Source organism: Roseomonas sp. FDAARGOS_362 (assembly GCF_002754815.1).
Classification (GTDB): Bacteria; Pseudomonadota; Alphaproteobacteria; order Acetobacterales; family Acetobacteraceae; genus Roseomonas; species Roseomonas mucosa.
This window is the reverse complement of record NZ_CP024588.1, coordinates 1,735,184-1,758,208: the sequence shown is the minus strand read 5'-3', so window position 1 is coordinate 1,758,208 and position 23,025 is coordinate 1,735,184. Positions and strand designations below refer to the sequence as shown.

Annotated in this window: 21 protein-coding genes; 9 read left to right on the top strand and 12 right to left on the bottom strand. The window is 71.9% G+C overall.

Going from position 1 to position 23,025, the window contains the following annotated elements:
• Positions 1 to 9 precede the first annotated feature (9 nt).
• Positions 10 to 186 carry a DUF1289 domain-containing protein gene (locus CTJ15_RS24395; protein WP_075823302.1) on the bottom strand — a complete coding sequence of 59 codons (177 nt, stop codon included), beginning with the start codon at positions 184 to 186 and terminating at the stop codon, positions 10 to 12.
• Positions 187 to 441: 255 nt separating this feature from the next.
• Here CTJ15_RS24395 and CTJ15_RS13110 point away from each other — a divergent pair, with 255 nt between their 5' ends.
• Both CTJ15_RS13110 and CTJ15_RS25130 read left to right on the top strand, forming a co-directional pair.
• Positions 442 to 2,106, top strand: a complete 1,665-nt coding sequence (locus tag CTJ15_RS13110) for a formate--tetrahydrofolate ligase (RefSeq protein WP_099781602.1) — start codon at positions 442 to 444, stop codon at positions 2,104 to 2,106.
• 71 nt (positions 2,107 to 2,177) lie between these two features.
• Positions 2,178 to 3,338 (top strand): tetratricopeptide repeat protein, encoded by a 1,161-nt coding sequence (locus tag CTJ15_RS25130; protein WP_099781601.1) that lies wholly within the window; start codon positions 2,178 to 2,180, stop codon positions 3,336 to 3,338.
• Between the two features lie 7 nt (positions 3,339 to 3,345).
• Here the strand turns inward: CTJ15_RS25130 and CTJ15_RS13100 are convergent, their stop codons facing one another.
• The 9 genes from CTJ15_RS13100 to CTJ15_RS25125 all read right to left on the bottom strand — a co-directional run bounded on the left by CTJ15_RS13100 (position 3,346) and on the right by CTJ15_RS25125 (position 13,126).
• Positions 3,346 to 4,254 carry an ATP-binding protein gene (locus CTJ15_RS13100; protein ID WP_019461782.1) on the bottom strand — a complete coding sequence of 303 codons (909 nt, stop codon included), beginning with the start codon at positions 4,252 to 4,254 and terminating at the stop codon, positions 3,346 to 3,348.
• Between the two features lie 63 nt (positions 4,255 to 4,317).
• Complete coding sequence (flhA, locus tag CTJ15_RS13095; protein WP_099781600.1) at positions 4,318 to 6,381, bottom strand: flagellar biosynthesis protein FlhA; 2,064 nt, start codon at positions 6,379 to 6,381, stop codon at positions 4,318 to 4,320.
• Positions 6,382 to 6,385: 4 nt separating this feature from the next.
• Positions 6,386 to 7,807 (bottom strand): sigma-54-dependent Fis family transcriptional regulator, encoded by a 1,422-nt coding sequence (locus tag CTJ15_RS13090; RefSeq protein ID WP_099781599.1) that lies wholly within the window; start codon positions 7,805 to 7,807, stop codon positions 6,386 to 6,388.
• 2 nt (positions 7,808 to 7,809) lie between these two features.
• The gene (fliN, locus tag CTJ15_RS13085) at positions 7,810 to 8,160 is read right to left on the bottom strand and encodes a flagellar motor switch protein FliN (RefSeq protein WP_019461780.1); all 351 of its coding nucleotides are present in this window, start codon (positions 8,158 to 8,160) and stop codon (positions 7,810 to 7,812) included.
• Positions 8,157 to 8,861, bottom strand: coding sequence for a hypothetical protein (locus tag CTJ15_RS24390; protein ID WP_193009674.1), 705 nt, complete (start codon positions 8,859 to 8,861; stop codon positions 8,157 to 8,159). Before CTJ15_RS24390 ends, fliN begins: the two co-directional genes overlap by 4 nt.
• Positions 8,861 to 9,844 (bottom strand): flagellar motor switch protein FliG, encoded by a 984-nt coding sequence (gene fliG, locus CTJ15_RS13075; RefSeq protein ID WP_099782148.1) that lies wholly within the window; start codon positions 9,842 to 9,844, stop codon positions 8,861 to 8,863. The genes CTJ15_RS24390 and fliG overlap by 1 nt, the downstream gene beginning before the upstream one ends.
• A 14-nt stretch (positions 9,845 to 9,858) precedes the next feature.
• Positions 9,859 to 11,496: a flagellar basal-body MS-ring/collar protein FliF gene (fliF, locus tag CTJ15_RS13070; RefSeq protein WP_226946128.1), complete on the bottom strand. Its 1,638-nt coding sequence runs from the start codon at positions 11,494 to 11,496 to the stop codon at positions 9,859 to 9,861.
• Between the two features lie 243 nt (positions 11,497 to 11,739).
• A complete protein-coding gene (locus CTJ15_RS13065; protein WP_075823248.1) occupies positions 11,740 to 12,390 on the bottom strand; it encodes a flagellar hook assembly protein FlgD in 651 nt (216 codons plus the stop codon).
• Between the two features lie 13 nt (positions 12,391 to 12,403).
• On the bottom strand, positions 12,404 to 13,126 hold the full coding sequence (locus CTJ15_RS25125) for a flagellar hook-length control protein FliK (protein WP_193009673.1): 723 nt from the start codon (positions 13,124 to 13,126) through the stop codon (positions 12,404 to 12,406).
• A gap of 1,073 nt (positions 13,127 to 14,199) precedes the next feature.
• On the opposite strand from CTJ15_RS25125, the gene flgE reads away from it, so the two are divergent.
• The 7 genes from flgE to CTJ15_RS13025 all read left to right on the top strand — a co-directional run bounded on the left by flgE (position 14,200) and on the right by CTJ15_RS13025 (position 21,375).
• Positions 14,200 to 15,504, top strand: a complete 1,305-nt coding sequence (flgE, locus tag CTJ15_RS13055; RefSeq protein ID WP_019461774.1) for a flagellar hook protein FlgE — start codon at positions 14,200 to 14,202, stop codon at positions 15,502 to 15,504.
• Positions 15,505 to 15,550: 46 nt separating this feature from the next.
• A complete protein-coding gene (flgK, locus tag CTJ15_RS13050) occupies positions 15,551 to 17,056 on the top strand; it encodes a flagellar hook-associated protein FlgK (RefSeq protein WP_075822766.1) in 1,506 nt (501 codons plus the stop codon).
• Positions 17,056 to 18,087, top strand: a complete 1,032-nt coding sequence (locus CTJ15_RS13045; RefSeq protein ID WP_075822767.1) for a flagellin — start codon at positions 17,056 to 17,058, stop codon at positions 18,085 to 18,087. The genes flgK and CTJ15_RS13045 overlap by 1 nt, the downstream gene beginning before the upstream one ends.
• A 201-nt stretch (positions 18,088 to 18,288) precedes the next feature.
• Positions 18,289 to 18,750, top strand: a complete 462-nt coding sequence (locus CTJ15_RS13040) for a flagellar biosynthesis repressor FlbT (RefSeq protein WP_037250065.1) — start codon at positions 18,289 to 18,291, stop codon at positions 18,748 to 18,750.
• A gap of 202 nt (positions 18,751 to 18,952) precedes the next feature.
• Positions 18,953 to 20,137: a flagellin gene (locus tag CTJ15_RS13035; protein ID WP_019461770.1), complete on the top strand. Its 1,185-nt coding sequence runs from the start codon at positions 18,953 to 18,955 to the stop codon at positions 20,135 to 20,137.
• A gap of 70 nt (positions 20,138 to 20,207) precedes the next feature.
• The gene (locus tag CTJ15_RS13030) at positions 20,208 to 20,594 is read left to right on the top strand and encodes a flagellar biosynthesis regulator FlaF (RefSeq protein ID WP_075822768.1); all 387 of its coding nucleotides are present in this window, start codon (positions 20,208 to 20,210) and stop codon (positions 20,592 to 20,594) included.
• A 4-nt stretch (positions 20,595 to 20,598) separates the two neighbouring features.
• Complete coding sequence (locus CTJ15_RS13025) at positions 20,599 to 21,375, top strand: DUF1217 domain-containing protein (RefSeq protein WP_075822769.1); 777 nt, start codon at positions 20,599 to 20,601, stop codon at positions 21,373 to 21,375.
• A 36-nt stretch (positions 21,376 to 21,411) separates the two neighbouring features.
• On the opposite strand, the gene CTJ15_RS13020 is transcribed toward CTJ15_RS13025, so the two are convergent.
• Positions 21,412 to 22,425 (bottom strand): hypothetical protein, encoded by a 1,014-nt coding sequence (locus tag CTJ15_RS13020; RefSeq protein ID WP_099781597.1) that lies wholly within the window; start codon positions 22,423 to 22,425, stop codon positions 21,412 to 21,414.
• 23 nt (positions 22,426 to 22,448) lie between these two features.
• Positions 22,449 to 22,964, bottom strand: a complete 516-nt coding sequence (locus tag CTJ15_RS13015; protein WP_026033311.1) for an adenine phosphoribosyltransferase — start codon at positions 22,962 to 22,964, stop codon at positions 22,449 to 22,451.
• Positions 22,965 to 23,025: the final 61 nt, after the last annotated feature.

Here is a 23,025-nt window from a genome sequence, read left to right as displayed (position 1 = left end):
CCGGAAGGCCTACCGCCGCCCGGCTTCCCGCAGGGCGCGCATCCGGTCCTTCAGGCGGCGCAGGATGCCCGGCCGGGTTTCCGGGCGACGCTTCCAGTCGCGGCAATCGGCCCGGGAACGGCCGCAGCCCTTGCACCACCCGGTTCCGGAATCGAAGCGGCACAGTCCGGTACAGGGGTTCTTCACGGGGCGGGCTCCTCCGGCGGACGATCGGATGCTGATCGGATTCGGGGCAGAAGATAGGGTGGGTGACGGAGGATTCATCGCCGTCCCGTCCGGAGCCTGCCATTCGCCGCCCGCGAGCCTCTCCGGCGTCTTGCCCCGCCCGGCGGCGCGTCGTAACCGCGGGACGCAGCCACGGGAAGCCGCCGTGATGGGGCGCCGCGCCCGGGCCGGCCTGCCCGGAGATGCCGGAACCGCCGGAGGGAGAACGCGCCCCGCATGACCACCGACCTCGCCATCGCCAGGGCCGCGACGCTGCGCCCGATCGCGGAGATCGCCGCCCGCGCCGGCATTCCGGAGGAGGCCCTGGAACCCCATGGCCGCTTCAAGGCCAAGTTGGACCCGGCCCGCATCCCCGACTCCGGCCGGACCGGCGCGCTGGTGCTGGTGACGGGCATCAGCCCCACCGCCGCCGGGGAGGGCAAGACCACCACCACCATCGGGCTGGGCGACGCGCTGAACGCGCTGGGCACGAAGGCCATGATCTGCCTGCGCGAGCCCTCGCTCGGTCCCTGCTTCGGCGTGAAGGGCGGGGCGACGGGCGGCGGGCGGGCGCAGGTGGCGCCGATGGAGGAGATCAACCTCCACTTCACCGGCGACTTCCACGCCATCACCAGCGCCAACAACCTGCTCTCCGCGATGGTGGACAACCACATCCACTGGGGCAACGCGCTGGGCCTGGACCAGCGGCGCGTCACCTGGCGCCGGGCCATCGACATGAACGACCGCGCGCTGCGCGACGTGCTGGTCGGGCTGGGCGGCATGCCGAACGGGCTGCCGCGCGAGGACGGGTTCGACATCACCGTGGCGAGCGAGGTGATGGCGATCCTCTGCCTCGCCCGCGACCTGGAGGACCTGCAGGAGCGGCTTGGGCGGATCATCGTCGGCCAGCGCCGCGACGGGTCGAGCGTCACCGCCGCCGACCTCAAGGCGCACGGCGCCATGGCGGCGCTGCTGCGGGAGGCGATGTTCCCGAACCTGGTGCAGACGCTGGAGGGCAGCCCGGCCCTGGTGCATGGCGGTCCCTTCGCCAACATCGCCCATGGCTGCAATTCCGTGGCGGCGACGCGGCTGGGCCTGCGGCTGGCCGATGTGGTGGTGACGGAGGCCGGCTTCGGCGCCGATCTGGGCGGCGAGAAGTTCTGCGACATCAAGTGCCGCCTGGCGGGGCTTGCGCCATCCGCCTGCGTGGTGGTGGCCACGGTGCGGGCGCTGAAGCTGCATGGCGGCGTGGCGCGTGCGAACCTGGACCGGGAGGACGCGGCGGCGGTGCGGCGCGGCGTGGTGAACCTGCAGCGCCATGTGGAGAACATGCGCCTCTTCGGCCTGCCGGTGGTGGTGGCGCTGAACGAGTTCACCTCCGACACCGAGGCCGAGTTCGCCGTGGTGCGCGAGGCCATGGCGCCGCTGGGCGCGGAGGTCGTGCTCTGCACCCACTGGGCCGATGGCGCGGCGGGCGCGGCGGATCTGGCCCGCGCGGTGACGCGGCTGATCGAGGGCGGCACGGCGCGCTTCGCGCCGATCTATCCCGATGCCATGCCGCTGGAGGACAAGGTCCGCAGCATCGCCCGCAAGATCTACCGCGCCAGCGAGGTCTCCTTCCCGCCCGCCGTGCATGCGCGGCTGAAGCGCTTCGAGGAGGCGGGCTACGGGCATTTTCCCGTCTGCATCGCCAAGACGCAGTATTCCTTTTCCGCCGATCCCGCGCTGCTCGGCGCGCCCACCGGCCATGTCCTGCCGGTGCGGGAGGTGCGTCTTTCCGCCGGCGCGGGCTTCATCGTGGTGATCTGCGGCGAGGTGATGACCATGCCCGGTCTGCCGCGCTCCCCCGCCGCCGAGCGCATCCACCTGGATGCGGAAGGCCGGATCGAGGGGCTGTTCTGAAGCCGCCGCGCGACCCCCGGGGGGGGCCCCGGGCGGCGCTGGCCGAGGCGCAGTCCCTGCTGCGTGAGGGCATGGCGCGGCACGGGGCCGGAGAGTTCGACCGGGCGGCGCGCTTCTATGCCCGGGCGCTGCGCCTCGTGCCGGAGGAGCCGAACGCGCTGAACCTGTCCGGCGTGCTGGCGCGGCAGCAGGGGGATGCCGCCCGCGCCGCGGCGCTGACCGCGCGAGCCCTGGCACTGCGGCCGGATTCGCCCGTCTTCCTGGCCTCGCACGGCGCCTCGCTGGCGGAGCTGGGGCGGGCGGAGGAAGCGGTGCCGCTGCTGCGCCGCGCCCTGGCCGCGCGCCCCGGCGATGCCGTGTCCCACCGCAACCTGGGGCAGGCGCTGCTGGCCCTGGGGCATGTGGCGGAGGCGCTGGTGCCGTTGCGCGAGGCGCTGCGCCTCGCCCCGGAGGCGGAGACGCATCTGGCCCTGGCCCATGCGCTGCACGAGGCCGGCGACGGGGAAGGGGCGGGGCGGGAGGCGCGGGCGGCCATCGCGGAGGCGCCGCCGGAGCTGGCGGAACAGGCCCGCTTCCTGCTGGCCGCGCTGGGCGAGGACCCGGCCCCGGACCGCGCGCCCGCCGCCTATGTGCGCGAACTCTTCGACCGCTACGCGCCGCGCTTCGACGCGCATCTGGTGGAAGAGCTTCAGTACCGCACGCCCGATGCCCTGGCGGCCCTGCTGCGACAGGCCGGGGTGGCGGCGGATGGAAGCCACGCGGTGCTGGACCTGGGATGCGGCACCGGCCTGTCCGGACGCGCGCTGAAGCCCTTCGCCTGGCGCCTGGAGGGGGTGGACCTGTCGCCCCGGATGCTGGAGCAGGCCGGGCGGACGGGGCTCTACGACGCCCTGCACGAGGCCGACCTGCTGGGCTTCCTGCCAGGGCAGACCAGGGCTTTCGGCCTCGTGGCGGCGGCGGACGTGCTGAACTACCTGGGCGACCTCCGCCCCGCCCTGTCGGGAATCGCCGGGGCGCTGTCGGAGGGCGGCGTCGCCGGCTTCAGCCTCGAGCTGGGGGCGGTGGCGCCCTATGCGCTGGGCGAGGGGATGCGCTACCGCCATCATCCGGACCATGCGCTCGCCCTGCTCGCCGAGGCGGGGCTGCGCCCCATGGCGCGGCAGGAGGCCGTGCTGCGGCGGGAGAAGGGGGAGCCCGTGGCCGGCCTCCTGCTGGTGGCCGGCCGCGCCTGAGGGTGGTTCAGGCGGCTTCGTACTCACGCTGCAGGGCGTTGACGCTCAGCCGGGTGGCAAGCCAGTCCGGGGTGATCGGCACCAGGTCGTTGGCGACGTTCGGCCCCACCCCGGCCTCGCTCAGGGCCAGCGGGCCCGCCTCCGCCGCAGCGAGCACCGAGCCCAGGCGGCGCGCCTGGTCCAGCCGCGTGGCGATCATGCAGCGGGCGCCCAGCGCGGCATAGGCCCGGGCGATCTCCGTGGCCTCCGCCACGTCCAGCCCGGCCGGCAGCACCAGCACCGGATGCGCGTCGGCGGCGCGCAGCACGGCCAGGAGATGCTCGGCCTGCGCCCGCTCGAAGGGATCGCAGCCGGCGGTGTCGAGCAGCACGGGCTGGCCGGCGGTGCGGCGGGCCACGGCGCGGGAGATCTGCCCCGGCGTGACGGCGGCGGAAAGCGTGAGGTCGAGGACCCGGGTGAAGGCGGCGAGCTGTTCCGTGGCGCCGGCGCGGGCGGCATCGGCGGTGATCACGGTGGGCGCCTGGCCGGACATCACCAGCCGCGTGGCGAGCTTGGCGCAGGTGAGCGTCTTGCCGGCGCCCGGCGGGCCGACCAGCGCCAGGGTGCGCGTGGCCGGGTCCGGCAGGCCGGCGAAGGGCAGCGCGTCCTCCAACGCCTTGGCCATCGGGCCGCGCAGCCGCGCCGCGAGATCCGGCGGCAGGTTGTGCCGCAGCAGCTCGGGCGGGATGACGTGCCGCGGCTTCAGCGCGGAATCGGGCGGGATCAGCAGCGGCTCGTCGCTGTCCAGCACCGCGGTGACCTCGACGCCGTTCTCCGTGTGGCGGGAGGAGAGGATGACGGCATCGTCACCCATTTCGAGGCGCAGCACGCGCATCGCCTCGGTCATGCAGGAGCCGTTGAATACGCGGATCTTCATGGGTTCAACCTTGCAACGAATTCTGTTGATGAGAGGTGAAGGCGACACGAAAATTCCTGCGCATCAGATGGCGCCCACCGTGCGGATGCGCGCGCGCGGATGGATCTCGGCCTGCGACAGCACCACCGTCGCGGGCCGGAAGCGTTCGACGATGGCGCGCACATGCGCGCGCGCCGCGCCGCTGCAGACCAGCACGGGCGTCTCGCCCGCCGCGCTGGCCTTGTCGAAACTGTCGCGCACGCGCTGCATGAAGTCCTGCAGGCGCGAGGGCGCCATGGCGAGCTGGCGGTCCTCGTTCGGGCCGACCAGGGATTCCGCGAAGGCCTGTTCCCATTCGGCGGAAAGGGCGATCATCGGCACATAGCCGTTGGGGCCGCGCGCCGCCTCGCTGATCTGGCGCGCCAGCCGGGCGCGCACCACCGAGACCATGCCGGGCACCGAGCGGAGCCCGCCCGACACCGCCTCGCCGATGCCTTCCAGGATGGTGGGCAGGTCGCGGATCGAGACGCGTTCGGCCAGCAGCGCCTGCAGCACGCGCTGCACCGTGCCGGTGGAGATCTGCGAGGGGATCAGGTCCGAGACCAGCCGCGCCTGCTCGCGCGGCAGCTCGTCCAGCAGCTTCTGCGTCTCCGCATGGCTCAGCAGCTCGGGCACATGCTCGCGCACCACTTCCGTCAGATGCGTGGCCAGCACGCCGGCCGGATCGACCACCGTGCAGCCGAGGGCCAGCGCCATGTCGCGGTGCTGCTCCTCGATCCAGCGGGCGGGCAGGCCGAAGCTGGGCTCCTGGCAGGGATCGCCCGGCAGGTCGGGCGTCTGCCCCGAGGGATCGATCGCGAGGTGCATGGGCAGGCGCAACTGGCCGCGCCCGGCCTCGATCTCCTTCACCCGGATCACATAGGTGTCGGCCGGCAGTTCCAGGTTGTCCTGCAGTCGCACCGCCGGCAGCACGAAGCCCATCTCGGTCGCCACGCCGCGGCGCAGGTTGCGGATCTGCTCCGTCAGGCGCGGCCCGTCCCCCGCCGCCAGCGGCAGCAGGCCATAGCCCAGCTCCACCCGGATCGAATCCATCCGCAGGGATTCCGAGACGGGCGCCTCCGGGGCCGGGCCGGCGGCCGGCAGGGTGTTCTCGGCCTCCGCCCTCGCCGCCGCGGCCTTGCGGCGCGACCAGGCCAGCGTGCCCGTGCCGCCAGCCAGCGCCAGGAAGGGCAGCATCGGCATGCCCGGCAGCAGGGCGAAGGCGACCGCCGCGCCGGAAACCAGCGCCAGCGGCTTGGTACCGGTGGCGAGCTGACCGATCAGCGCCTGGTCCGCGGTGCCCTCGGTATTGCCCTTGGTCACCACGATACCGGCGGCGACCGAGACCAGCAGCGCCGGCACCTGCGACACCAGCCCGTCGCCCACGGTGAGGACGGAGAAGGTGGTCACCGCCTCCCCGAAGGGCAGCCCCTGGCGCACCACGCCGATGGCGATGCCGCCCAGCAGGTTGATCGCGGTGATGATCAGGCCGGCGATGGCATCGCCGCGCACGAATTTCGCGGCGCCGTCCATGGCGCCGTAGAATCCGCTCTCCGCCTCCAGGTCGCGGCGGCGGCGCTTGGCCTCGGACTCGTCGATGATGCCCGCGGAAAGGTCGGCGTCGATCGCCATCTGCTTGCCCGGCATGGCGTCGAGCGAGAAGCGCGCCGCGACCTCGGCGATGCGGCCGGAGCCCTTGGTCACCACCATGAAGTTCACGACCAGCAGGATCGCGAAGACGATCAGCCCCACCAGCACGTCGCCGCCCATCAGGAAGGAGCCGAAGGCGGAAACCACCGCCCCCGCCGCGCCGTGGCCCTCGTGCCCATGGGTCAGGATGATGCGCGTGGTGGCGACGTTGAGCGCCAGGCGCAGCAGCGTGGTCAGCAGCAGCAGCGTGGGGAAGGAGGTGAAGTCCAGCGGCCGCTGGAGGAACAGCGCCGTCATCAGCACCAGCACGCTGAGGGTCAGCGAGATGGCCAGCGCCGCGTCGAGCAGGAACGGCGGCAGCGGCACCACCAGCACCGCGATCAGCGCCGCCACGCCCAGGGCAAGGCCCGTGTCGCTGCCGGGGCTGAAGGTCTTCAGGCGTTGCGCGAGGGCCAGCATCGGCTCAGACCGGCTCCGCCCCGGCGCCGATGGGCATCATGGCGGAAAGAGCTCCGGGCAGCGCCGGCAGCGGTGCCTGCCCCGGTGCGGCTGGGACGCTGGCGCCCGCGGCGCGGTACTCGTGCAGCTTGTTGCGCAGGGTGCGGATGGAGATGCCGAGGATCTCGGCGGCGCGGGTGCGGTTGCCCAGGCAGTGGCCCAGCGTTTCCAGGATCAGGTCGCGCTCCACATCCTCCACCCGCCGCCCGACCAGCGCCACGATCCCGGCCGGCGTGGCGGGCCGGGGCACGGTCTCCGCAGCGGTGGCGGGTTCGGGCACGGATGGCAGCGGCTGGTCCAGCTCGATCGCCATGGGGCCGATCTCGTCGCCCTCGGCCAGCAGCACCGCGCGGTGCACGGCGTTCTCCAGCTCCCGCACATTGCCGGGCCAGGGATGGGACAGCAGCATCGCCCGCGCCTGCGGCGCGAAGGGGCGGTGCGGCAGCCCGTTGGCCTCGGCATAGCGGGCGGCGTAGTGCTCGGCGATCGGCAGGATGTCGCCGGCGCGGTCGCGCAGCGCGGGCAGGCGCAGGCTCACCACCCGCAGGCGGAAGAGCAGGTCCTCGCGGAAGCGCCCGGCCCGCACCTCGGCGCCAAGGTCGCGGTTGGTGGCGGCGAGGATGCGGACATCGACCTTCACCGGCGCCGTGCCGCCAAGCCGGTCCACCTCCCGCTCCTGCAGCACGCGCAGGATCTTGGCCTGTAACCGGACGTCCATCTCGCCGATCTCGTCCAGCAGCAGCGTTCCGCCATCGGCCTGCTCGAACTTGCCGCGCCGGGCCGCGACGGCGCCGGAGAAGGCGCCCTTCTCATGGCCGAAGAGCTCGGATTCCAGCAGCGTCTCCGGCAGCGCGGCGCAGTTCAGCGCGACAAAGGGGCCGTTGGCGCGGCGGGAATGACGGTGGATGTGGCGCGCCAGGATCTCCTTGCCCGTGCCGCTCTCCCCGGTGATCAGCACGCTGGCCTCGGCCCGCGCCACGGTCTCGGCGCGGGACAGCACGGCGGCCATGGCCGGGTCGCGGTGCACCGGCGCGTGCTCGTCGCCGGCGGCCGCCCGCAGCATGGCGGCAATCAGATCGGGCTCGGCCGGCAGCGGCAGGAACTCGCGCGCGCCGGCCCGGATCGCCCGCACCGCCGCCGCGGCGTCCGAGGAGCGGCCGCAGGCCACCACGGGACAGGCGATGCGCTCGGCCTCCAGCGCCTGCACCAGCCAGGCGACGTCGTGCAGCACGTCGCAGAGCACGAGGTCGCAGCCCTCGGCCCGGGCATGGGCGATCGCGGTGGAGACGCCGTCGGCCTGCGCCAGCCGCGCCCCGCCGGCCCGGGCGATGCGCGCGGCCTGGCCGAGCTCGCCCTCCAGGCTGCCGACGATGAGGAGGCGTGTCATCCTCAGCTCCGGTCCGTCTTGACGATCTCGGTCATGGTCACGCCGAGGCGGTTGTCGTCCACCATCACCACCTCGCCACGCGCGACGAGGCGGTTGTTGACGTAGATGTCCACCGCCTCGCCGAGCTTGCGGTCGAGTTCCACCACGGCGCCGCGCCCCAGCTTGAGGAGCTGGCTCACCTGCATCGTGGCGTGGCCCAGCACGGCGCTGACCTGGACCGGAATGTCATAGACCGCGCCCAGGCCGGGGGTGCCTGCCTGGCCCGGCGTGCCGCGTTCCTGCGCCAGCGTGCCGCCGGCGGCGGTGCCCTGGGGGGCACCCTGGGTGGCGAGGGGCTCGAACTGTCCGCTCATGACGGGATTTCCTCATCCGTGAAGCCGAGCGAGGCCATCGCCTCGCGAATGGCGGCGCGACGCTCCGCCAGAACCAAAGCGAGGCCGCCGCCGCGCCAGGCGATGCGCGCGTCGCCGGGCGGCAGGGCGGGATCGGCCTCCACCGGCAGGCCGGTGCCGTCCAGGCGTGCCCGCGCCTGTTCCAGCAGGGCCGGAGGCACCCGCAGCACCGCGCCGGCCGGCGCCTCCGTGACCGGGCCCAGGAGCTGCAGCAGGCGCTCCAGCATGGCGGGGGCCTCCCGCGCCGCGGCCAGGGGCAGGGCCAGGTCCAGGCTCCGCAGCAGCAGCAGGGCGAAGGCCTCCGCCTGTTCCTCCGCCTCGGCCCGCATCCGCGCCAGGGCGGTGTCCACCTGCGACAGGGTGGCGGCCAGCAGCCCGTCCAGCCCGGCCTCGCGCCGCGCCGCCTCCGCCTCGCGCCCGCGCCGCTCGCCTTCCGCCAGTCCGTCGGCGAAGCCCGCCTCGCGGGCGATCCCGATCAGCGCCTCCATCTCCGCCTCGCGGTCCGGCGCGGGATCGGCCGGGGGCACGGGCGCCGCCGGGGCAGGGGCGGGCGGCGCGTCGAGGTCGGGGAACTCCAGCGCCGGCCGCTCGGGGGGCGGGGGCTGTGCCGGCACGGGCGCGCGGGTGCCGAGCAGGAGGGGAAGGAAGGCGTCGTCCCGCATCAGGTCAGCATCGCATCCTGGGTCTTGTTGATCTGGATCTGCCCCTGCGCGGCGAGATCCTTGGCCAGCGCGACCATCAGGGCCTGGGCCTCGTCCACGTCGCGCAGGCGCACAGGGCCGAGCGCCGCCAGGTCGTCCTTCAGCATCTTGCCGGCGCGTTCGGAAAGGTTGCTGAAGAACAGCCCCTTCATCTCCTCGCTCGCCCCCTTCAGCGCGAGCGCGAGCTTGTCCTTCTCCACCGTGCGCAGCAGCACCTGCACCGCCGGGCCATCCAGGCGCCGCAGGTCCTCGAAGGTGAACATCAGCGTGCGGATGCGCTCGGCGCTCTCGCGGTTGCGCTCCTCCAGCGCCGCCATGATCCGGCCCTCGGCGGAACGGTCGAGGTTGTTGAAGATCTCCGCCATCGACTCATGCGCGTCGCGATGCGTGGAGCGGGCGAGGTTGCTCATGAACTCCGCCTTCAGCGTACGCTCCACGCCCTCCAGCGCCTCCTTCTGGATGGTCTCCATGCGCAGCATCCGCATGACGACCTCCATGGCGAAGCCTTCCGGCAGCAGCGCCAGCACCCGCGCCGCGTGGTCGGGGCGGATCTTGCTCAGCACCACCGCCACGGTCTGCGGGTATTCGTTCTTGAGGAAGTTCGCGAGCAGCGCCTCGTTCACGTTGCCCAGCTTCTCCCACATGGTGCGCCCGGCGGGGCCGCGGATCTCCTCCATGATCTGGGACACGCGGTCGGGCGGCAGGGTGCGCAGCAGCATGCGCTCCGTCGCCTCGTAGCTGCCGGTCAGCGTGCCGGTGGAGCCCATGCCCTCGGCGAACTCGCGGCAGACCTCCTCGACAGCCTCGGCCCTCACCGTGCCGAGACGCGCCATGGCCAGGGAAAGATCCCGGATCTCGTCCTTGTCCAGCTTGGCGATCAGCGTGGCCGCCTTCTCCTCGCCCATCGCCAGCATCAGCGTGGCCGCCTTCTGCGGACCCTTCATGCTCATGCTCCTGCTCAGCCTTCCACTTCGGCGGGCGCCAGCCAGCGGCGCACCAGGGCAAGGGTCTCATCCGGATAGGTGTCCACCAGCTCTCCCAGCCTGCTGATGCTGGAGGCGCGGATCTGCCCGTCCACCTGCGTCAGGCTGATCATCGCCTCCCCGCCATCGCCTTCCGCCGGGGGCAGGGCGGGCCGGCCTTCCGGTGCGTCCAGCGCCACCGCCGCCGCCGCCGCGCCAGCCGCAGGGAGCGCAGCGGTGGCCGCGGGCAGGACGGTGATGCGCCGGACCAGGGGGCGGGCCACCAGCAGCAGCGCCAGCAGCACGATCAGGGCATAGACGCCGCTCTCGATCAGCCGCGCGGTGAGGGCCGGGGACAGGTTCAGGAAGCCGCCGGCAGCCTGCGGCATCTCGGCCTCCGAGGCGGCGAAGCGCATGGAGACGAGTTCCACCCGGTCGCCGCGCCGCTCGTCGGCGCCGACCGCGCCGCGCACCAGGGCCGTCAGGCGCTGCAGCTCCTCCGGCGTGCGCTCGCGGAACTTCGGCGCGCCCTCCGGCTGCGGCTCATAGACGCCGTCCACCAGCACGGCGACGGACAGCCGCTTGAGCACCGGGCCCTCGCGCAGCGCGGAACGGACCGTCTTGCCGATCTCGTAGTTGGTGGTCTCCTCGGTGCGGCTCTCCTGCGAGCGGTCGCCATTGCCGCCCGCGGCCTCTGCGCCGGGGAGCTGGTTGGCGACGGAGACGCTGTTGTTCCCGCCCTCGCCGCTGCGCGACTGTTCCTGCGTGCTCTGGGTGGAGCGCGCCACCTGGTTGTCGGGGTCGTAGCGTTCCTCGGTGGTCTGCACACGCTCGGAGTCGAGCTCCACCGTGGCCTCGGCGCGGACCTTGCCGGCGCCCAGCGTGCGCTCCAGCAGCTCCTCGACACCCCGGGCGATGCGAAGCTCCTGCGCGTGCCGCATCTCCTCCTGCGTGCTGGCGGCGGCCGGGCCGGTCAGCGCCTCGCCGCCCCGGGCCAGCAGTTCGCCCCGGCTGTCGATGATGGAGACCGCGGACAGCTTCAGCCCCGGCACGGCGGTCGCCACGAGGTGCAGCACCGCCTGCACGCCTTCCCTGTCCAGCCGCTGCGAGCCCAGCATGCTCAGCACCACGCTGGCCTGGGCCTCGTTGGTGCGTCGGGAAAAGGCCTCGCGCTGCGGCAGGACGAGGTGGACGCGGGCGTTGCGCACGCCGGACAGGCCGCGGATGGTCCGCGCCAGCTCGCCTTCCAGCGCACGGATGCGGTTCATGTCCTGCTGGAAGGGGGTGGTGGTCAGGCTCTCGCCCCGGTCGAAGATCTCCCAGCCGACATTGCCGCCGGCGGGCAGTCCTTCCCGCGCCAGAGCGAGGCGCAGCTTCGGCACCATCTCCTCCGGCACCATCACGGTGCTGCCGCCCGCGCCGAGCTGGTAGGGGATGCGCTGCTTGTCCAGCGACTGCACCACCGCGCCCGCATCGCGCGGGTCGAGATCGGCATAGAGCAGCGCCATCGGCGGGCTGCCGGCGCGCAGGGCCAGAAAGGCGATGCTTCCCAGCAGCAGCAGCGCGACGCCTGCCAGCGCGGCCAGCTGCCGGGGGCCGAGGGCGCGGAACTGCGCCAGAGCCTGGCTCAGCACCCCGGCCTGTCCTTCCATCCGTCCCGCAACCCGTGCATCGCCTGTCTCCGCTCCAGCCTTGGGCCAGCGGGGCAAGTTTTGCCGGGGGCAGGTTAATGGGCGGTTTCCCGTGCGGCAGTGCGGGAGGAAATCGTGCCGGCCGCGCGACCGGCACCGGGGCGGCGGCCTCCGCCCCGGCGCGCTTCAGCCGCGCCGGTCCTGTTTTCGCGGGAACGGCTCCACCCGGCCGGGAGCGGTGGCGCGCTAGTTGGTGATGGAGCGGATGTCGTTGAAGTCGTAGGACGCCTTTCCGGCCAGCAGGGTCATCGCGCTGCCGTCGCGTTCCACCGAGGTCGCGCGGGCGAGGACCGTGAAGCCGAGATCGTTGGCGTTCCCGGCGGAATCGGTGCCGGTGACCTTCAGCGTATAGGCACCGTCGGCGAGCTGGGTGCCGCCGCCGGTCCTGCCGTCCCAGTTCCAGACCGTGCTGTCGCGGCCGAGCTTCACGTCTTCCTCGTAGAGGGTGGCGCCACTGCCGTTCTGCACGGCCACATGGGCCGTCGTCGCCGATCCGGCGGCCGGCAGCTTCGCCTGCGCCGCGCCGTCCTGCAGCGCGAGCTGGCTGCTTTCCACCTCGATGGTGCGGCCCAGCACCTGTGTCGCCGCGAGCTGCGAGGTCTGCTGCAGCGAGATCAGCGTCTCCAGGTTCTTGTTCATGGCGATCTGCTGCTCGACCGAGGAGAACTGCACGAGCTGCGAGGTCATCTCGTTGGTGTCCATCGGATCGTCGGGCGACTGGTTCTTCAGCTGCGTCGTCAGCAGGGTGAGGAAGTTTGTGTAGTTCTCCGACAGCGCGCTGCTGGCCGAGGAGGAGACAGAGCTGCTGGCCGAGGTGGTGCCGCTGACCGTGGTCATGGCGCTGGTCCTTTCAGATGGCGATGTCGAGGAGGCCGCGGGCGGCGAGCCGCGCCGTGGCCGGGATGCCGGTGCCGGCGTCCGTGGCGGCGAGGGTGGGCATGGGCGGGCCGGATGCGCCGTCGCGGCGCGTGCCGCCGCCGGAATCGCCGCTGGACAGCGAGAAGCTCATGCTCAGCCCGCCTTCCGGAGCGAGGCCGGCCTGCGACAGGGCACGGTTCAGCTCCGCGCCATCGCGTTGCAGCAGAGCCAGGGTTTCCGGCCGTTCCGCCTGCACATGGAGCCTGGCCCTGCCGCTGTCGCGTTCGAGGCGGATCGCCACGCGGCCGAGCTCCGCCGGTTCCAGCACCACCTCCACCCGCCCTTCCGCCCCTGTGCCCAGGCCGAGGCCGACCACGACCGGGGCGATCTGGCCGGCGGGCGGCGGCGGCAGGGGGCGGGCGGCGCTGGCCTGGCCCGCCGGCTGCGGTGAGGCCGGGGTGGGGGAGGGAGGGAGCGTGGAGGCCGCTCCGGAGACCTCCGTGGCGGACGGACTACCCGGCATCGCCGGACCCGCGTTCATGGCGATGTCGGGAGCGGCCAGGGTGACGGGCGATCCGGGAAAGGTGCCCTGCGCCGCCGCGGTGGGTGATGCGGGGGCCTTGTCGCCGCCCGCCTCGGCCGGCGCATCCGTCGGATGCGCCGGGGCGTCCCGGATCGTGACCTCCCGCTCCCCGGCCTCCTGTCTTTCCGCCAAGGTGCGATCCGGAGAAGCCAGAGTCTTTCCGGCCTGTGCCGAGCGCGCTGCGCCAGCGGCACGCGATGTTGTAGCGTTGGATTGCCCAATGGATTGTCCGGTGGCCTGGGAAGGCGCGGCACCGGGCTCCGCCGTCACGGACCCGGCCTGCTGAGGTGCCGGAGAGACCGTGGAGACCGGGGCCTGCGCCATCCCAGTGGGCGAGGCTGTGGGCGCGGCGACGGGAATTCCGGGCGGGGAAGCGGCGTCCGGAGCCCGGGTGGCTTCCGGCGTGGCTCCCGCAACGGGGGATTCACGCTCTTCCGGGGCGTCGCCGGACACAGGGACGCTATCCTCCGCCATGGCCGTGCCGCTTTCCCCGGATGGTGCGGGGCGGACGGCACCCTTTGTCACCGCTGGCGGCGCGGCATCATCCTGGCCCGGGTGCGCTGCGCCCAAGGCGGCGTCGCCGGATGGCAGGGCGGGGCTCGCAATGGGGGTCGTTTCCGGTGCCCCCTTGGCGAAGGCAGAACCGGGCGTCCGCAGGCCCTCCCCAGAAACGGAAGCGGGAATGGCAGGCGCGCCATCGGGCATCGCCACGACGCGGGGAAGGGCCTGGGTCGCCATGCCCGCGACGGACGGCGCCGAGGCCTTGCCCATCGCCTCGGCCCGATCCTGGGGGTTCTGTGCCTGTGCCTGTGCCTGTGCCTGTGACGTCGCCGGGCCGGGGGGCGCTCCGTTCTCCGCCTCCGCCTGTCCCTCGGCGCGGCCCAGCACCGTGGCGAAGTCGTCCCCGCCTGCCGCGACGGGCTGCTTACCGGCCCCGCCACGCTCCCCGGCGGCGGTGTTTCTCGTGATGGCGGCAGGCAGGGCGCTGAGCACGTCGGCAAGGTCCTTCGGGTCCCGGCCACCTGTACGCAAGCGGCCTGCCAGCCCTCCGGCCCGGGCAGGCGGCAGGAGATGCCGTGGCGGAGGTGGAAACCCGGCAGGCTTTGCCGGGCGGGGGCAGGGATGGCCGCGATCCGGGGCCGCCAGGGCTGGCACGGGCATTGCGGTGGGCGGCACGCAGTTCATCCGCCAGGGGAAAGCGCCCGATGTCGCTCTACGGATCCATGTTCACCGCCATCAGCGGGCTGAGCGCGCAATCCAGCGCGCTGAGCAACGTCGCCAACAACATCGCGAACAGCCAGACCACCGGCTACAAGCGCGTGGATACGAGCTTCTCGGACTATGTGACGGCGACGAGCGTGCCCACCGCCTCGGGCGTGCCGATCAGCTCCAGCACCGTGATCGCGAGCGGCAGCGCCACCAACGGCGTGCAGGGCTCGATCCAGCAGACCGACAACGCCCTGGACCTCGCCGTCTCCGGGCAGGGGTTCTTCTCGGTCTCCTCGCCGATCAGCGGCACCGCCGCCGACAACATGAGCTTCGATCCGCGCTCCTTCTACACCCGCGCCGGCGATTTCAGCCTCAACAAGCAGGGCTATCTGGTGAACGGCCAGGGTTACTACCTGAATGGCTGGAGCGTGGACGGCAGCGGCGCGGTGAACCGCACCGAGATCTCGCCGATCCGGGTGGACCAGGGCGTCTTCGACCCGGTGGCGACGAGCGGCATCTCGCTCTCGGCCAACCTGCCCAACGATGCCGAGACCGGCGAGGTGGTGAACACCCAGTTCCAGGTCTATGACAGGCTCGGCACGCAGCACAGCCTGGCCGTCGCCTTCACCAAGACCAGCGGCAGCAGCTGGAGCATGGCGGCTACCAACCCGGGCGGCACGGCCGGCAGCGCCAACCTCGGCAGCATCACGCTGAACTTCACCGACGGCAAGCTGTCGAGCTTCAGCGACGCGACGGGCAGCCTGTCTGGCAACAGCGGCGCGGCCGGGGAGGCCGCCAGCGTGTCGCTGGGCGGCATCAACTTCGGCCAGGGGGCACAGGCGATCCAGCTCAACATGGGCAGCTTCCAGCGCTCCGACGGCATGACGCAGTTCACCGGCACGGAATACAGCGTGCGCGACCTGTCGCAGGACGGCATGCCGCCCGGCTCCTTCTCCTCCGTCTCGATCAACGAATCCGGCGATGTCTCGCTGAACTACGACAATGGCGAGTCCAAGATGATCGCGCGCCTGCCGGTCGTGACCTTCTCCGACCCGGACAAGCTCCAGTCCGTCAACGGGCAGGCCTATCTGCGCACCCCGGCCAGTGGCGACGCCCGCGCCTCCGACCCCAACAGCAGCGGTGCCGGCAGCCTCGTCACCAAGGCGCTGGAGCAGTCCAACGTGGATATCGCCTCCGAATTCTCGAAGATGATCCTCGCCCAGCGGGCCTACAGCGCCAACACGAAGATCGTCACCAAGACGGACGAGATGCTGCAGGACACGCTGAACATGGCCCGCTGAGCGCGGACCGACCTCCCGAAACCCCATCCGGAACGGCGCCGAACCCATGAGCCTGAATCTCGCCCTGTCGATCGCCCAGAGCGGCCTGGCGCTGGTGCAGCGGCAGGTTTCCCAGACTGCGTCGAACATCAGCAACGCCGCGACGGAGGGCTATACCCGCAAGACGGTGGACGGCAGCGCGCTGGCGGTGGAGGGCCTCGCCTCCGGCGTGCGCGGCCAGGAGGCGCGGCGCAGCGTCGACGCCGCGCTGACCGCCAGCATGAACGGCGCCATCTCCAGCCAGGCGGCGGCCAAGGTGCGCGAGGCCCTGTTGCAGCCGATCGAGCAGGTGCAGGGCGACCCCGAAAGCGGCCAGTCGGTTGCCGACCTCACCGCGCAGCTTCGCAGCGCCTTCGTGTCGCTGCGCGCCGCCCCGGGCGAAGCCTCGCTGCAGGATGTCGTGGTGAGTGCCGCCGGGGCGGTGGCGCACCGCTACAACGAGACCTCCGCCGCCATCCAGACCGCGCGCCAGACGGCGCAGGACGGTGCGGTGACGGATGTGGCGACGCTGAACGCCAGCCTGCGCCAAGTGGCCGGGCTGAACACCCGCATCGCGGGCCTCCAGGCGCAGGGCCTCAGCACCGCGGACCTCCAGGACCAGCGCGACAGCGCCATCGCCCGGATCGCCGGCGTGGTCTCGGTGAAGTCGATCCCGCAGGACAATGGCACGGTGGCGCTGGTGGCCGGCAACGGGCTGGTGCTGCCGCTCGACAAGGATTCCGACGCGTTCAGCATGGCCTCCGCCACCGTCGGGCTGGAGGACTGGTACGGCACCGGTGCGGGCGGCGCGAGCGGCAGCCTGCCGGGCATCATGATGGGCGGCCTGGATGTCACAGGGCAGCTCGCCGGCGGCAGCCTCGGCGCCAATATCGGCATGCGCGACGAGGTCCTGCCGTTGCAGCAGGCGGAGCTGGACAGCGCCGCGGCCGGGCTGGCCTCGCGGCTCTCCGGACAAGGGCTGGCGCTGTTCACCGATGCCGGTGGCGGAGTGGCCGATCCGGCCCAGGGCTATGTCGGCGGCATCATGGGATTCGCCGCGACCATGAAGGTTTCCGCCGCCGTCTCGGCGGATGCCTCCAAGGTCCGCGACGGGACCGACGCCTCCATGCCCGCGGACGGGACGGCCAGCTACACGAACGGCATCGACCGCGTGCTCGACCACGCCTTCGGCAGCCGGCTGGCCAGCGGATCGGCGCAGGCCCCCTTCCTGACCACGGGGCTGGGGCCTTCGGGAAAGCAGGTTTCCAGCCTCAGCGGTGCCGGCACGGCGGAGGACTACGCGGCGCGGCTGGTGGCGCGGCATACCGGCGCGCGCGCGGCGGCGAGCGCGGATGCCGAATCCGCCACCACGATGCTCACCGGCCTGCAGCAGCGCCACGACGATGCTTCGGGCGTGGATATCGATACGGAGACCGGGGTGATGGTGAGCCTGCAAAGTGCCTACGCGGCCAATGCGCGGATGCTGAGCGCCGTGCGATCCATGTACGACGATCTTTTCGCGGCGGTGCGGTGATGACGGCGACGGCAACCGGCGCCACCGGCACCCTTTCGCGCATCCTGATGCAGTCCCTGGCGCAGCGGGACCGCGTGGACCTGCTTTCGCGCCAGTCGGGCAGCGGGCGCGTCGCCAGCCTCTATGGCGACGAGGCGCCCCAGGCGCGGCAGGCCATCAGCCTGCGCGGCGAGATCGCCCGCCGCGCGGCCTATACCGGGGCGCTGAACCAGGCATCCGGCCGTGCCAGTGCGTCGCAGCAGGCGCTGACGCAACTCGGCGACATCGCCTCGGAATTCCGCGCCACGGCGCTGACGCTGAACAGCACCAGCGCGACCCGGGCGTCGGATGTCGCCGTCACGGCGAAGGCGGCGATGCAGCAGGTGGCGACCCTGCTCAACACCCAGTATGCCGGGGAATACCTGTTCAGCGGCGCGGATTCCGCCAATCCCGCCGTCACGGATGCATCCGGCATCGCCGGTTCCGGCATGATGTCCGGCGTGGCCAGCGCCGTTGCCGGGCTGAGCGGCAGCGATGCGACGGCCGTGCTGTCGCAGGCCATGCAGGCGGTGGCCACGGATTCGCCCTTCTCGGCCTATCTGCAATCAGCCCCTTCCTCCGCCACGCGCAGCGTGGCGGGCGCCGATGGCCGCACCATCGCCTATGGCGTGCCCGCCGGCAGCGTAGGGGCATCGGGCTGGGCGGGGGCGCTGATGGGCAACCTCGCGATCCTGGCCTCGCTCACCGACGGGCAGCAGTCCTCCGCGAAGTTCGACGCCCTGGTGCAGAAGGTCACCGGAAACCTCGAATCCGTGGGGACGGACATCACCCGCGATGCCTCCCGGGTCGGGCTGGCGCAGAACGCGATCACGGCCGCGCTGAGCAGCCACAGCGAGGCCACGGATGCGCTGAAGACGCAGCTTTCCGGGCTGGAGGAGGTGGATTTCGAGGCCACCCTCGCCACGCTGCAAAGCGCCCAGACGCAGCTGGAGGCATCCTGGAAGGTGCTGTCCCTGGTCTCCGGGCTGAGCCTGACCAAGTTCCTGGGCTGAGGCGGGTTCGTGGCCGTTCCGAAGGGGATTGTTAAGCGCTTTCCTGTCTGATGGGCCCCAAGACGCCAGAAGGCCCCGGGCCTAGCGCGGCAGATTCGGGTGCAAAAATTGCAGTTGGGCTGGCAGCGTATCGAAAAGCGTGACCGGGCGCGGCGCCCGGCCGCTGCTTCCCGCCAGCTTCCTCCTGTTGGGAGAAGCCATATGTCGACATTGGTCCTCGAACTCCGTCAGGGCGACCTGATGGTGGTGAACGGGGCATCCATCCGTTTCCGCAACCGCACGCGCATCGAGCTGCCCGTGCGGGCGCGCTTCCTGTTCGGCAAGCAGGTGATGGCGCCGGAGCTGGCGAACACGCCGGCCCGCCGCATCTACTTCGCGCTCCAGACCGCCTATGTCGGGCTGGAGGAGATGCGCGAGGCCGCCTTCGCCGAGGCGCACGATCTGGTGCAGCAGTTCCAGGAGGCGACGACCTCCGAGACCGTCCGCGCGATGCTGGACCGCGCCATGGTGCTGGCCGCGGCGGATGACTGGTACACCGCGCTGAAGATCGTGCGGCGCGTCATGTCGCACGAGGCCGCCGTTCTGGGCCTGGACATGGCGACCGGGCTGCCGGTGCCGGGCGCCGGCCCCAGCCTCGGCCTCGGCGCCGCCGCGGCCGGCTGAGCGGGAAATTCGTGTGGCGGGGCAGGGAATCGCTGCTCCACTTAACGGTGTCTTCAGGCTTTCCGGGCAACATGCCCTTCGTCACGGAGCGCAGTGCGGCGCCGACGACGTGACCGGGAGACGGCAGGAGCGCCGGCTTCCCGGCGGATGCAGGCAAGAGGCCCAGGCCATCCGCCGACATGAGTGACGCAGGAGAAGCACTATGGCTTCGATCAACACCAACTCCTCCGCGATGGCCGCCGTCCGGGCGCTGAACACCATCAGCAAGGACCTCTCCAGCACGCAGTCGCGGGTGGAGAGCGGCCTGAAGGTGGGCCAGGCCAGCGACAACTCGGCGATCTTCTCCATCGCCCAGAAGATGCGCGGCGACCTGAGCTCCATGAGCAAGGTGAGCGACAACCTCTCCTTCGGCTCGGCGGCGCTGGGCGTGGCGCAGAGTGCCGCCACCAAGATCAGCGACCAGCTGAACACCCTGCGCTCCAGCGTGTCGCAGGTCGGCCAGTCGGGCATCGACCAGGCGACCCTGGCCCAGCAGGCCAAGGCGATCATGGACAACATCGACAACTTCGCCGCCTCGGCCACCTATAACGGCGTGAACCTGCTCAACAACTCGGGCAGCCTGAAGGTCGTCAGCGACACCTCCGGCACGATCCTGAACACGGCGGGCGGCGACCTGCGCACCTCCACCGGCACGGGCCTCGGCCTCGGCTCGCTGCTGCAGACCGGGGCGGGCGGCGCGGTGACCGGCTTCACGGCGCAGAACGGCAGCACGCTGGCCTTCAGCGGCGACTACACCGCGAGCGATGCCGATGTCTTCTCGGTGGCGGTGAACCAGGCGGACGGCTCGACAAAGAACTACGTGTTCGAGCTGAACGACTCCGGGGTCGATGGCACCCTGACCTCCGCCACGAATGCCAATACCGAGCTGAACTCCGTCAATGTCACCGCGGGCGACTCCAGCACCTCGGTCGTCTCGAAGCTGGCGACCGCCATGCAGTCCGCTGGTCTTTCCGCCTCGATCGACGGCAGCGGCAACCTCGTGGTCAACAACGGCACGGTGACGGCGACCGCGACGACCGGCACCGTCACCGCCACCAACTCCCCCGCCAATTCCCAGGCGCTGAAGCTGGTGGATGCCGCGATCACCAAGGTGACGGGTTTCCTTTCCAAGATCGGCTCCGCGATCAACCAGGTCGATGGGCTGAAGGACTTCACCTCCTCGCTGAACGACTCCCTCACGGAGGGTCTCGGCGCGCTGGTGGATGCCGACCTGACCGAGGAAAGCGCCCAGCTGAGCAGCCTGCAGACCAAGCAGCAGCTGGCGACGCAGAGCCTGTCCATCGCCAACCAGGGCAGCCAGAACCTTCTCAGCCTCTTCCGCGGCTGAGACCGGAGGGGGCGGCGTAGCAGCCGCCCCCTCTCCCCCATTCGCCTCCTGAAGGATTCGGGTTCCGCGCATGAGCATTGCCCGCTACGCCGCCGCCAGCGCCATGGTCTCCCCCCGCGATACGGAGATCGCCGCCTTCCGGCACGTGAACACCCTGCTCGCCAACGGCATGGAACAGGGGATCGAGAGGATCAAGGCGCTGCACAAGGCGCACCGCCTCTGGTCGATCCTGCTGTCGGACCTGCTGAGCGAGGGCAACGCCCTGCCGCCCCCCTTGAAGGCCCGGCTGGTCTCCCTGGGCCTCTGGGCGCAGCGCGAGAGCATCTCCCGCATGCATGACGCCGCCAGCCTGGAGCCGCTGATGAGCCTGCACCGCGACATGATCGAAGGGCTACAGGGCCAGAGGGCCGTGATCCCCACGCCGCGCGCCGAGGCCTTCGCGGCCGAGAGCGTCTGACGCCATGCTCGACGGCATCGGCAGCCTTTCCGCCTGGGCGGTGATCCAGAAGAACGGGGAGACCTTGCGGACCCGCTTCGAGACCCGCAAGGACATGACGGCCGATGCCGACCGCCTGCGCGCGGCGGCGAAGAAGTTCGCCTCGGTCGAAGACCTGATGAAGGACCGCCGCAGCCTGAAGATGGTGCTGGAGGCCTATCAGCTGGAGGACCTGATCGACCAGAAGGCGGTGGTGAAGAAGCTGCTGACCGAGGACCCGGGCAGCAAGAAGAGCTACGCCAACCGGATGGTCGACCCGCGCCTGCGGGCGATCAACAAGCAGTTCGGCGGCCAGGACGGTAATCCCCTGGCCGACAGCAAGCTGGTCGGGAGCATCATCGACAAGGCGCTGGAGAACCGCTTCGAGAAGGATGCCGGCGACGGCAATGCCGGTCTCCGGGAGGCCCTGTACTTCCAGCGCCAGGCCTCCTCCGTCACCAGTCTCGCCGGGCTGATGGCCGATACGGCGCTGACCGCCGTGGTGAAGGGGGCCTATGCCCTGCCCTCGCAGTTCGCCCTGCTGGACTACGACAAGCAGAAGGCGATCCTGGCCAAGCGCGTGGACTTCGACGACCTGAAGGACCCGAAGAAGGTCGCGAAGATGATCCAGCGCTATCTGGTGAAGGAAGGCGACCAGTCCAGCGGCAGTGTGAGCATGGTGCTCAGCCTCTTCGACAGCGGCAACGACGCCACCTCGAACCTGATCTCGCTGGCCGGGCGGAAGGTCTCGCTTCTCGCCTGAAGCTCCGCGCTCCGGCGGAACCCTGGCCGGACCGCTTCAGTTGGGGTGCCAGGACAGGCGCCGGGCCAGCCAGTCGCGCCAGGCGAGGATGGCTTCCGCCGACGGTGTCAGGCCCGACATCACCTGCGCGGCCTCCGCCCCGCCCAGCGGAATGCCGGGCGCGCCGGGCTGGTTCTGCTCCGCGTCGAGCCAGCGTTGGGCCGCCTGCCGCCAGGCCGCGACCATGTCGGCGGAGGTGAGGGCCGGAAGGACCAGTGCGGCGCTCAGCCTGCCGGCGCCGATGGCGGCCTGGGTCGCCTGCTGCAGTGCGGGCTGCGGCACCGGCAGGGTGGCGTAATCCGGCACGGTCCGGGCAGGCAGGCCGAAGCCCAGCCAGGGCGTGGCGCCGACCCGCGCGGCGCGCGCGGCGCTGTCCGGCCCGGTCAGCAGCAGGGCATCGACCTGCCCCTGGGCAAAGGCATGTTCGGACGCGCCCGGCAGGCTGGCGGCCAGCGGCATGGGCGTGGTCGGCAGGCCGAGGGATTCCAGGGCCAGGACAGCGCCGCCTTCCGGCGTGTCGGGGGCTGGCAGGGCGAAGCGCAGCGGCGCCCGCCCTGGGCCCGCGGGCAGCGGTCCGCGTCCCGCGATCAGCGCCTCGGACCAGGACAGGCAGAGGGGCGTCCAGTTCCTCGGGTCGTAGCCGACGCGTTCGGAACCGGAGAAATGCGCCAGCATGGCCGCTCCGGGCAGGGTCAGCAGCAGGCGGCCGTCGCCGGGGTCCGTGGTGGCGAAGCGGTTCGCGGCGGTGACGCCGTCGGGGCCCCCCACCACGGCGAGGCGCGGCGGCGCGGCCAGGGGGCCGACCCGTCCGGTCCTTTGCGAGAGGCGCTGGGTCCAGTGAGCGAGCGCCCCCTGTTCCGGGCCGGGCACCAGGATCGTCGCGGCGCCGGGCGCCGCCGCCCGGGCGCCGGACGGCAGCAGCAGGCCCGCCACGGGCAGCAGCGCGCGCCGCGTCAGGGAAGGGGCGCTCCTGGCCCCTCCCGCCGCCGCCAGCCGTTCCGGCGCCCTCATGCCCCTTCCATCGCGGCCGTGCGTCAGACGTCGTAGCTGACGAGCACTTCGCAGGGCACGCCCAGCCGGTCGCGGCCGCCGAGAAAGGTCAGCTCGACCATGGCGGCCGCCGCCGGAACCTCGGCCCCGACCTTGCGGAGGAGCTGGATGCCGGCGGACATGGTGCCGCCGGTGGCGAGCAGGTCGTCCAGGATCACCACCCGGTCGCCGGGGCGCACGGCATCCGCCTGGATCTCGATCCGGTCGGTGCCGTATTCGAGGGCGTAGTCGAGCCCGACCGTCTCGCCCGGCAGCTTGCCGCGCTTGCGCAGCATCACGAAGCCCAGGCCGAGCTCCATGGCCAACGGGGCGGCGAGCAGGAAGCCGCGGCTCTCGATCCCGGCCAGCATGGTGGGCGCATAGGGCTGGATGGCCCGGCCCAGCCGGTGGATCGCCGTGCGGAAGGCCAGGCCGTTCCGCAGCAGGGTGGAGATGTCGTAGAACAGGATGCCGGGCTTCGGAAAATCCGGGATGCCGCGGATATGCTGCTTCAGGTCCAGATTGTCGGACGTGTCTTGGTCCATGGCGGCGATCCTGTCCTGCGCACGGGGTGGGGGAGGC

What these genes read in the sequence shown, in the direction of transcription:
- CTJ15_RS13110 (WP_099781602.1), top strand. Translation starts at nt 442, where the DNA reads ATGACCACCGACCTCGCCATCGCCAGGGCCGCGACGCTGCGCCCGATC.
- CTJ15_RS25130 (WP_099781601.1), top strand. Translation starts at nt 2,178, where the DNA reads ATGGCGCGGCACGGGGCCGGAGAGTTCGACCGGGCGGCGCGCTTCTAT.
- CTJ15_RS13100 (WP_019461782.1), bottom strand. Translation starts at nt 4,254, where the DNA reads ATGAAGATCCGCGTATTCAACGGCTCCTGCATGACCGAGGCGATGCGC.
- flhA (WP_099781600.1), bottom strand. Translation starts at nt 6,381, where the DNA reads ATGCTGGCCCTCGCGCAACGCCTGAAGACCTTCAGCCCCGGCAGCGAC.
- CTJ15_RS13090 (WP_099781599.1), bottom strand. Translation starts at nt 7,807, where the DNA reads ATGACACGCCTCCTCATCGTCGGCAGCCTGGAGGGCGAGCTCGGCCAG.
- fliN (WP_019461780.1), bottom strand. Translation starts at nt 8,160, where the DNA reads ATGAGCGGACAGTTCGAGCCCCTCGCCACCCAGGGTGCCCCCCAGGGC.
- CTJ15_RS24390 (WP_193009674.1), bottom strand. Translation starts at nt 8,861, where the DNA reads ATGCGGGACGACGCCTTCCTTCCCCTCCTGCTCGGCACCCGCGCGCCC.
- fliG (WP_099782148.1), bottom strand. Translation starts at nt 9,844, where the DNA reads ATGAAGGGTCCGCAGAAGGCGGCCACGCTGATGCTGGCGATGGGCGAG.
- CTJ15_RS13065 (WP_075823248.1), bottom strand. Translation starts at nt 12,390, where the DNA reads ATGACCACGGTCAGCGGCACCACCTCGGCCAGCAGCTCTGTCTCCTCC.
- flgE (WP_019461774.1), top strand. Translation starts at nt 14,200, where the DNA reads ATGTCGCTCTACGGATCCATGTTCACCGCCATCAGCGGGCTGAGCGCG.
- flgK (WP_075822766.1), top strand. Translation starts at nt 15,551, where the DNA reads ATGAGCCTGAATCTCGCCCTGTCGATCGCCCAGAGCGGCCTGGCGCTG.
- CTJ15_RS13045 (WP_075822767.1), top strand. Translation starts at nt 17,056, where the DNA reads ATGACGGCGACGGCAACCGGCGCCACCGGCACCCTTTCGCGCATCCTG.
- CTJ15_RS13040 (WP_037250065.1), top strand. Translation starts at nt 18,289, where the DNA reads ATGTCGACATTGGTCCTCGAACTCCGTCAGGGCGACCTGATGGTGGTG.
- CTJ15_RS13035 (WP_019461770.1), top strand. Translation starts at nt 18,953, where the DNA reads ATGGCTTCGATCAACACCAACTCCTCCGCGATGGCCGCCGTCCGGGCG.
- CTJ15_RS13030 (WP_075822768.1), top strand. Translation starts at nt 20,208, where the DNA reads ATGAGCATTGCCCGCTACGCCGCCGCCAGCGCCATGGTCTCCCCCCGC.
- CTJ15_RS13025 (WP_075822769.1), top strand. Translation starts at nt 20,599, where the DNA reads ATGCTCGACGGCATCGGCAGCCTTTCCGCCTGGGCGGTGATCCAGAAG.
- CTJ15_RS13020 (WP_099781597.1), bottom strand. Translation starts at nt 22,425, where the DNA reads ATGAGGGCGCCGGAACGGCTGGCGGCGGCGGGAGGGGCCAGGAGCGCC.